Annotated in this window: 8 protein-coding genes; 6 read left to right on the top strand and 2 right to left on the bottom strand. The window is 55.0% G+C overall.

Annotated features, from left to right (window positions below; genetic code table 11):
* Positions 1 to 1,434 (bottom strand): arginine--tRNA ligase (locus FBQ85_20955; GenBank protein MDL1877609.1); only part of this gene is annotated, 1,434 nt, incomplete at its 3' end.
* Positions 1,435 to 1,599: 165 nt separating this feature from the next.
* A complete protein-coding gene (locus tag FBQ85_20950) occupies positions 1,600 to 2,586 on the bottom strand; it encodes a polyprenyl synthetase family protein (GenBank protein MDL1877608.1) in 987 nt (328 codons plus the stop codon).
* Positions 2,587 to 2,892: 306 nt separating this feature from the next.
* Here FBQ85_20950 and FBQ85_20945 point away from each other — a divergent pair, with 306 nt between their 5' ends.
* From FBQ85_20945 to FBQ85_20920, 6 genes are all read left to right on the top strand, one after another.
* On the top strand, positions 2,893 to 3,171 hold the full coding sequence (locus FBQ85_20945) for a YlxR family protein (protein ID MDL1877607.1): 279 nt from the start codon (positions 2,893 to 2,895) through the stop codon (positions 3,169 to 3,171).
* Positions 3,172 to 3,328: 157 nt separating this feature from the next.
* On the top strand, positions 3,329 to 4,294 hold the full coding sequence (locus tag FBQ85_20940; protein MDL1877606.1) for a phosphatase PAP2 family protein: 966 nt from the start codon (positions 3,329 to 3,331) through the stop codon (positions 4,292 to 4,294).
* A 511-nt stretch (positions 4,295 to 4,805) separates the two neighbouring features.
* Positions 4,806 to 5,840 (top strand): hypothetical protein, encoded by a 1,035-nt coding sequence (locus FBQ85_20935; GenBank protein ID MDL1877605.1) that lies wholly within the window; start codon positions 4,806 to 4,808, stop codon positions 5,838 to 5,840.
* Positions 5,837 to 6,514 carry a hypothetical protein gene (locus tag FBQ85_20930; protein ID MDL1877604.1) on the top strand — a complete coding sequence of 226 codons (678 nt, stop codon included), beginning with the start codon at positions 5,837 to 5,839 and terminating at the stop codon, positions 6,512 to 6,514. The genes FBQ85_20935 and FBQ85_20930 overlap by 4 nt, the downstream gene beginning before the upstream one ends.
* Complete coding sequence (locus tag FBQ85_20925; GenBank protein MDL1877603.1) at positions 6,502 to 7,227, top strand: hypothetical protein; 726 nt, start codon at positions 6,502 to 6,504, stop codon at positions 7,225 to 7,227. Before FBQ85_20930 ends, FBQ85_20925 begins: the two co-directional genes overlap by 13 nt.
* A 37-nt stretch (positions 7,228 to 7,264) precedes the next feature.
* On the top strand, positions 7,265 to 9,452 hold a 2,188-nt coding region (locus FBQ85_20920; protein ID MDL1877602.1), incomplete at its 3' end, for a tetratricopeptide repeat protein.

The raw sequence follows: 9,452 nt of genomic DNA, 5'->3' as shown, positions 1-9,452 counted from the left end.
GCGCAGCTCGCGCAGGGTGACGAACTCGCCGGAGCGCGTGCTCATCGAGGTCTTCTGGCCGTCGCGGTAGAGCACGGCGAACTGCACCAGCGCCACTTCCAGCCGGCCGTCGTCGAGTCCGAGCGCCTTGAGGGCGCCCTTGACGCGCGGAATGTAGCCGTGGTGGTCGGCGCCCCAGATGTCGATGATGCGCTCGAAGCCGCGCTCGTACTTGTTGAGGTGGTAGGCGATGTCCGAGGCGAAGTAGGTGTACAGGCCGTTCTCGCGCTGCACGACGCGGTCCTTCTCGTCGCCGAAGTCGCTGGAGCGGAACCATTTCGCGCCGTCCTGCAGATAGACGTGGCCGCGCGCCTCGAGCAGGGCCACCGCCTTGTCCACCAGGCCGGTATCGAACAGGGAGCGCTCGGAGAACCAGTTGTCGAAATGCACGCCGAATTCGGCGAGGTCCTCGCGCGAATCGCCGAGCTGCTCGGTCAGCGCGAAGTTGTGCACGTAGGCGTAGTCGTCGCCGAGCAGGCGCTTGGCGTTGGCGATCAGCGCGTCGAGATGGCCCTCGGCGTCGGTCGCTGCGTCCGGCGCGCCGTCGAGCACGTGGGCGGCGTCGCGCCGGTAGCGCGCGCCGTGCGCCTGGTGGATGGCGTCGGCCATGCCGCGCACGTAGTCGCCCTGATAGGCGTTCTTCGGGAAGGAGATGGTCGAGCCGTGCAACTCGAGGTAGCGCAGCCAGGTCGACAGCGCCAGGATGTCCATCTGGCGGCCGGCGTCGTTCACGTAGAACTCGCGCACCACCTTGTAGCCGGCGAAGTCGAGCAGGCCGGCGAGGCTGGCGCCGTAGGCGGCGCCGCGGCCGTGGCCGACGTGCAGCGGGCCTGTCGGGTTGGCCGAGACGAACTCGACCTGCACTTTCGCGCCCCCGCCCAATTCGCTGCGGCCGAAGTCGTCGCCGCGCCCGAGCACCGTGCGCACCACCTGCAGCTTGGCCGCCGGAGCGAGGGTGAAGTTGATGAAGCCGGCGCCGGCAACTTCGGCCTTGGCGACGAGCGGCGAGGCCGGCAGCTCGGCGAGCAGGCGGCCGGCGATGTCGCGCGGATTGAGCTTCAGCGGCTTGGCCAGCTGCAGGGCGAGGTTGCTGGCGAAGTCGCCGTGCGAGGCCTGCTTGGGCCGCTCCAGCGTGATGGCGGCGTCGCGACTGTCCGGCGCCACGCTCTCCAGCGCCGCGCGCAACACCGAATCCATCTCCGCAGAAATTGCAGCGCTGCTTGCGGCCCGGGCGCCCGCGCGATTGATCGCCGCCATTTCATTGTCCCCGCGATAGGAAGACATCATCGTATCGATGCGCGCCATCTCGGCGAAAGCCGCCTCAATGGCGGCCAAAGCTTGCGGGTGCTGCGTCGAATCCGGTAAAAAGACTTTGATCAACACCAGCGTGTCCATCAAAATCTGTGTACGCTCAACCGTGTGAATCGCGGGCTCCGGACGGCAGCTTGCAAGGAACAAAATAGCAACAGCGTGCCTCAAAAAAATCACGCCGCCTGAGTTGCGAGAGCCGCGCCGGCGAGAACTGGCAAGGCTTGTCATGCTTTTATTCGATCGCGACGATCAATTCTCCCGCAAGGTGATGAATCTCACCAGCTTGGTTAAAGCATCTTTGTAGGACGAGTCGTGGTACGGCGACAGCAAGTGCAATGCTTCATCGCAGAAGCGCCTGGCCGTATCGTGGGCGTAGGCAACGCCGCCCTGGCGTTCGATGAAATTGACGATGCGCTCATAATCATTTTTGCGCGAGCGCCAGGTGGAGCCGCGGCGCACCAGTCGAATGATTTCTTTCGCTTCGGATTTCTTTGCCTGTTTGAGCGCATGCAACAACGGCAGCGTGATTTTGTTCTCGCGAATGTCGTTGCCCACCGGCTTGCCGACGGTGCCTTCTTCGCCGAGCAAATCGAGCAGATCATCGCGAATTTGAAACGCGATGCCGACCTTCTCGCCGAATTCTCCCATCGCCGCGATTTCCGCCTCGGATTGTTCGCCCGCCAGGCCGCCGAGCTGACAGGCCGCGGAAATGAGCGAGGCGGTTTTGTCGGCAATCAAGCGAAAATAAATCGCCTCTTCCATCCAATAATCGCGGCTGCGCTCGAGTTGCAGTAACTCGCCCTGGCTCATGCGTTCAGCCGTGAGCGAGATAATGGAGAACGCCTTGGCATCGCCCAAATGCAACATCGCGAGCAGCGATTTGGAAAACAGATAATCGCCCATCAATACCGAAACCTTGTTTTTCCAAATCGAATTGATCGAGGGGAAACCGCGACGACGGTAGGTATCATCCACGACGTCATCGTGCACCAGGGTGGCGGTGTGCAACAATTCGAGAATGGCCGCCGCTTTCAAGCGTTTGACGGTGGGAGGCGCGCCGTTCATGCGGCTGATCAACAGGACGATGATGGGGCGCAAGCGTTTGCCGCGATGCGAAAGAAGATAGTGAACAATCTGGTCGATGAGAAAAATGTCGGATTTGAGTAGGGATTTATATTCTTGCTCGAATGCCACCAGGTCATCTTTGATCGGCTCGATGATGTCTCTCAGCTTCAACCCGAATCCCTCTCACGTCTTGTCCGGCACTTGCCGGCGATTTTTTTCAAAAGAGATGTTTGCAAACTCAGTATGCTCCCGCGGCAAGGCCGTGCGAACGTTCGCTCGTTATAACAACTTGCGTTTCTGCAGATGAAGATCACTATTGTAGAACCGGTGTTTTTCTAAATCATGAAAACAACAGCAAGCCAGTTCTGCTTTTGGCAGCGAATATTAAGCAATCGACGGGCGTTTGTCAATGAGAAATTTGGCGCTGCGGTTGCGCCCTCGCTTGATTTTTTGGTTAAATCGTGTTATAGTCACGCCATGCTTGAACGAACCTGCCTGGCTTGCGGCCGCAAAACGGCAAAGCGGGAATTGTTGCGTCTGAGTCGCACTCCCGAGGGTGTTTTTGTTATTGATGCGCGTCAAAAGCTGCCGGGCCGGGGCGCATATGTCTGCCCCACACGGGCTTGCGCCGAATTGCTGCAACGCAAGAAAGGGCTGCATCACGGCTTTCGCCAGCAGGTGCCGCCGGAAATTTATCAATGCATTGTGGATTTCGTGCAAGAAACCACGACGATTGGCGATAGCTCATCAGACTAGGGAATCAGAATGAAGTAACGTTCCCATGTCTCAAACCGCGAATGAATGCGAATTAAAAATTGATTAGCGTACCTTCGCGTTAAGCAGCGGCAGCAGGAAACGGGCATGTTATTTAAACGGCGTTCTTAAACGGAATTTTCGGGCCACCACAGTTCTTATGAAGATTTCTTTTTCCAGAATCCGAGCCGGCCGGCGGCAAAAACTCCTTTTCTTTGACAAACTCACCCTCGGCTATCTCATCCTCCTGCCGATTTTGATCCTGCTTTCCGGCAAACACGTTCATCTCTGGCCGATGATCGCAATCGTCCATCCGATACTCATCATTGGCGTGCTGGCGCTCATTTCAAATGAAGCCATCTTGCCGGGAGCGTTGCGCTGGCTGCGGGATTGGTATCCCATGCTGTTCTTCACCTTTTTCTTTGGAACCATCGGCCGCCTCGTCACGCTATTTTTCCCGTTTTGGCTCGAACCTTTTCTTCTTAAAAGCGATATTTGGTTTTTCGGAGAGCATCCCTGGGAATTTTTCGCACGGCATCTCACGCCTCTCACGACGGAAATTTTTTCGTTTGCCTATTGGAGCTACTATTTTTTGATTCCGCTGGCCGTGTGGGTTCCTTATCGCGCCGCGCGCGCGAGGTTTGCGAAAAAACACGCCGCCGCACCGCCGTTTGACCGTGTGATGGCGCGCGTTTGTTTGACTATGTTCACCTGCTATGCCTGTTTTTTGCTCATGCCGGCGCGCGGCCCGCATCATGTCATGAATCTCGATCACGAGTTGCTGTTTGCCGGCGGCTGGTTTTATAATTCAATCTTATTCATTCAAGGAAAAGGCTCGGTCGTCGGCGCGGCGTTCCCCAGCTCGCACGTTGCCGCAGCCTGGACGGTTTTGCTGGCATTGCGGCAAAGTTTTCGCAAGCTGTTTTGGACACTGTTGCCACTCGTCGTCGTTCTCTCGGCTTCCACATTCGTGATTCAATATCATTATATCATTGATTCTGTGGGAGGCTTCCTGGTCGCGGCCGTGATCGAAGTGCTGATGAGTCGCCGTGAAGCGCAGCCGCAGCAACCTGCAGATGTGAAGGCCGGCATACATGAAACGCCTGCAATGATCATGGAAAAGTAACATATCGAACACTTACGTAAACGGAATTTTCAAAATCGGCTTGTCTCAGCCTGAGCCAAGCGTTCTTGCCTTTTTATCCGCCGCGGAAAAATCCCACCGTTGCCGCGAATGATTGTACGTTATAACAATTAAACGCTGTTGGCGTCCTCCTGCGCGCGCACAGACGCTTTTTCCTCATTCATTTTGCGCTTGGCATAATACTTGTCGAGTTCATTCCGTCGTTTTGTACAGCCGCGGATTCGCCGCCAAAGACTTACGAAAACGTCTTTCGACCTTGGCTGCCTAATTTTGATAAAATGTTTAAGCATTCTTTCGCCTTTGTCGCTATATAACTTGCCATGAGAATGCCGTGGAGTACGCTCGTTACGTTCGCGCATGCGCCCCGCCCGGGGTTGCGCAATGAGGCGGCGAAACCGCACGGCGACGTCAAAATCACACGCTCCGGCGAGAGGCTTCTGGTGGCCACGCCGCAGCGCGATCCGTTCACCGATTAAGCATCGTGGGTCTTCTCGTGACTCGTTCGAAGTATCTTGGCTCTGCTCTCGCTTTGGCGCTGCTCTGCGCCGGTTCTGCCTCGGCGCAAACAACCATCTATGGCGGACGCGGCTTGATGCGCGTCTTCACCGCTGAACCGATTGGCGGCAAACAATTTTTTATCAATTCTTTTTTTCAGACGTTTTTGGAATCGCCCGACCAGCGTCAGAACCTGCTTGGCAAGGATCACACGCTGTCGTTGGGGTTCACGCTGGGGCTGAGTAACAGCCTGGAATTCAACATGCAGGTGGTGCCGTATCAGGACGACCAGCAAAATGCCTGGGGTCCTCCGGGCGATACCCAACTGGGCTTGAAGATGGCGCTGCCGTTTGCAGTGGGCGGCATCTCCACCGGCTTGCGCGGCTTCGTCAATCTGCCCACGGCAAAGAATCACAATGTGCCGTATGAACCCTATTCTTCCGGAAAAGTCGGCGGCGGCATTCAAGGCCTGGCCACGATTGACATGACGGAAAGTTTTCCGTTGGTGCCCTTGAAAGCCTACTTGAATTTTGGCTATTTCGACCACACGCTCGACCGCAATTTTTTCATCGGCCATGAAGATCAATTCTTGGTCGGCGCCGGTTTGAAGTTTCCGATTCGCTCGATCACGTTTTACACTGAATACACCGGCGAGATCTTTGCCAACAACGCGCTGGTGGGTTACGCCGAAAGCTCCACCCGGGTCTCGCAGGGCATAAAAGTGCTCGGCCCGTGGAATTTGATTCTGGATTTTGCGGTTGGTGTGGGATTGGACAAGCCGGCGGCGGTGCGTCTCGATCCCCTGCAAAAAGAGTATGCCGATTGGAAGGTTATCCTGGGCATGAATTATCAAGTTGCCTTCAATCGCCAGGGCGGCGTCTCCTCGACGCAGCCAGGCAGGCGCACCGAACGGCGCGCGGATCCCGAGCTGGAGCGCGTCCGCATCAAACGCGAAAGCGCCAAGGAAGATTTGGAAGACATGGAAAAATCTTTGCAGGAAAGCAACGATTCTGAGAAAAAAGAAAAACCATGAATCATTTGAGATATAATTGGCAGGGTCACATCTTGCGATTACCTATTCCCCTCATGATCAGCGCGGTGTGCAGTTTCGGCGGATTTTTTTCGTCAACTGTCGCGCAGGAAAAACAGGCTTCAGAAACGCGCGTGAGCGACCGCAACATGGAAAAAGTGGCGGCCCGCATTTATCGCGACGCCTTGAAGTTTTATGACGAGCGCGCTTATTGGAAAGCGGCGCGTGAGTTCATCATTTTGTTGGATTACTATCCCTCGTTCAGCCAGGCTGACGGTGTGCTGTGCAACTTGGGCGAATGCTTGTATTCGATGGATATGTTCAAATCATCGCACAAGATGTTCCGTTTCCTGGTTACGAAATTTCCACAAAGCGAGTACGTCGCGCAAGGCCTGCACGGCTTGCAGCGTATTCAATATCAGGCGGAGAATTATCCGGAAAGCATCAAGGTTTATAACGCTATTCTGTCCACCTATCCGGGAAGCAAGGTGGAGGATGGCGTGCATTATTTTGCCGGCATGGCCTATTTTCACGAGCATGATTATGAGAATACAATCGCCGTGCTCGAAAAAGTCGGCTCACGCAGTGAGTTTTATGATTACAGTTTGTATACGATCGGGCTTTCTCACCTAAAAAAAAAAGCATCAACAACGCCCTGTCGGCTTTGCGTAAGCTAGTTGGCCTGCCCATCCTCCGTGCGGAACAGCGCGAGGTTAAAATTAACGCCCACTTGACGCTCGGATTCATCTACTACGAGCTTGGCTATTACCGCGAAGCGATCTCGCACCTCCGGAATCTCCCGGAGAATCACAAGGATTATCCGCAAGCGTTGCTCGTGCGCAGTTGGGCGTCGATCAAACTGAACGATTTTCAAAGCGCGGTCATCACGCTCAACGAGCTGATCAAGAAATTCGATGACTCGGAATTCGGCGAGGAAGCGCACTTCTTGCTTGGCCAGTCGTATCTCCGGCTCGAGTTCTATGACTTCGCCGTGCAGGAGTATGATTACATCATTCGCAAATATCCGGAGGGCAACAACGTCGCCGACCGCGTCGCGTTGGTTGAACTGGGCCTGCGCGAACAGGAAAAATCGCTGGAACAGTTGAAAGTGCAGTTGCTGGTGTTGGAATCGAAACTGCTCGATTCCATCCGGCTGGACGGCGCTGGCCAGGTGCCCAAATATATTCAGGATCATTACACGCAGTTGGCGAAGTCGCGGGATGAGTTGGTGGACAGCATTCTGACCGAGCGCCGGATTTTTGAAGAAGTTTCACAAAAAGTCGATCAAGTTCGTTCAGACATTACGCGAATGGAGTCGCGGCGTCACTGGCGTGCTTATGCCGAGTATGGCAAGACGCGGGCGTTATTTTTGAAGGGAATGCCGAGATAGTTTGTCAAATGCCTTGCAACCAGAGGTTAGGCCGAGTATGAAACACGTCATTATGCGACAAAGAGCCGTGAGTTCTTGGGCATCTGCTTTCGCGTTGTCTGCCGCACTGATGCTGGCCGCGCCGGCGCTGAGCCAGGAGAAAAACGCAACGCCGGGCAAAAACCCGCCGGCGACGCCGCAGAAAAAAAACATGCCGGAACAAAAGACCGCGCCGGCAATCCCGCAAAAGCCCGCCTATTTCAAGAACGACAGCATTTATGTCGGTGATCTCAACGCGGCAATTGTCAATGCGGAAGAACTGATCAAGAAATATCCGGACAGCGATTTTTCGCCGAGCGTGATGTTTCAATTGATCGAGCTTTACGTCAAACGCGCGACGTTCGACTATCAAAAGCAAATGGCGGCCTATGAACGCGATTTGAAGCGATTCGATAACGGCGAGATTGCGGTCGAGCCGGCCATGCCGCGCGTGAGTTACCGCAAGGCGATCGAGATGGGATACAAGGTTTTAGAGCATTATCCCACCGCCCCGTTCAACGACAAGATCATTTACCGCCTGGCGCTCTGCCATCTCGAAGAAGGCAACCAGGAAATGGCGCGCGATTACTTCCAGCGCATGATCAAGGACTATCCCAACAGCCCGTATGTGCTCGAAGCGAATTTCCGCATCGGCGAGGCCTGTTTCGAGAAAAAAGATTATGTCACCGCGACGCAGTATTATTCGAAACTCTTCAACCAGTGGCAGAATCCCTTTTTCAGCATGGCCTTGTACAAGCTGGCCTGGTCTTATTACAACGTCAACGATTATGCCAAGGCGATCAGCACGTTTATTTATCTGATTGACGATATCAACAACATCAAAGACGCCAACAACCCCGAAGCCCTGGGCAAAACGCCGGCGGATTTGCGGCAAGAATCTATCGAATACATTGCGCAGAGCTTCGCGGAGTACGGCGGCCCGGAAAAAGCGCGGGAATTTTTGGCCAAATACAGCGGCAAAGATTACGGCATTGAGATTTTTTTGAAACTGGCGGAAACGTATCGCGCACGCAATTTCTACGATGAAGCCATTCGTACCGTTGAGATTACGCTGGAAATGTGGCCCTTTAACGATCAAGGCCCGCTGTTACAAAACGAAGTGGTCGAGAATTATCTCAGCAGCGAGCAGCCCGAGAAAGCTGAGGTGGCGCGCCTCGCGCTCGTGAACAATTTCGGGCCGGGCAGCGCGTGGTTGGAAAAACATCCCGAAGGCGAAATTCGCGAAAAGGCGCTGGCGCTGGCGGAGCAGCATCTGTATATCCTCGGTACGGAAGCGCAAGCCCGCGCGCAAGCGAACAAGGATTACAACGCCTATCAGCTTGCGATTCAGCGCTATCAGGAATATGTCGCCAAATTTCCGGACATGCCGAATGCGCCCAAAATCAGCTATTATCTTGCGGAATGTTTTTATGAGACCCGGGATTTTGCCAATGCGGCCGACGCCTACAAACGCGTGATGATGGATTATCCGGAATCCGAATTCAAAGATGACGCGGCGTACAACCGCATCATCAGCCATTTTGATGAACTCGCCACGGTGAATCATCCCGACACGACTTCGTTTCTGCTGGCGAATTTTATGGGCACCGGCCGGCCGGACACGCTGACTGTCTCGAACGCCGTGTCGGCCAAGCTGCTCACCGCCTGCAACGATTTTGCCGTGTTGATGAGCGCAAGCCCGCGCTATCCCGAAGTGTTGATGAAATACGGTGAGACGCTGTTCAATTTGAAAGAATTCCGCCCGGCGCAACTGGTTTACGAAAAGATAATCACAACCATGCCAAAATCGCGCTTTGCCGTGCAGGCGCATTTGCTGCATGCGCAATGCTCGATGGAAGCGCAAGACTTTTTGCTGGCGGAAAAATGGGCGCGCAAAGTTGCCGAGCAATATCCCGACTCCACCGCGCAAATCGAACGCGCGCAGCGTTTGATCAGTTCGGCGAAATTCAAATTGGCGGACGGCTTCAAGGCGAAAGGCGAGCACAGCGTGGCTGCCATTGCCTTTGAGAATATTGCCGCCAGCAGCCAAGACTCGACGATCTCCGAACTGGCCCTGGCCGAATCGGCAACCGCTTTCGAGAAAGCCGGCAACAAGCTGAAGGCCGTCGAAATCTATGAAAAATTCAACTATCGTTTTCCGAATTCGCCGCGCGTTGACGAGGCGCTGTATCGCGCCGCGTTGCTGT

This window comes from Cytophagia bacterium CHB2 (assembly GCA_030263535.1).
Taxonomy (GTDB): domain Bacteria; phylum Zhuqueibacterota; class Zhuqueibacteria; order Zhuqueibacterales; family Zhuqueibacteraceae; genus Coneutiohabitans.
The sequence above is the reverse complement of the archived record's forward strand: the minus strand, read 5'-3'. Positions and strand labels throughout refer to the sequence as shown.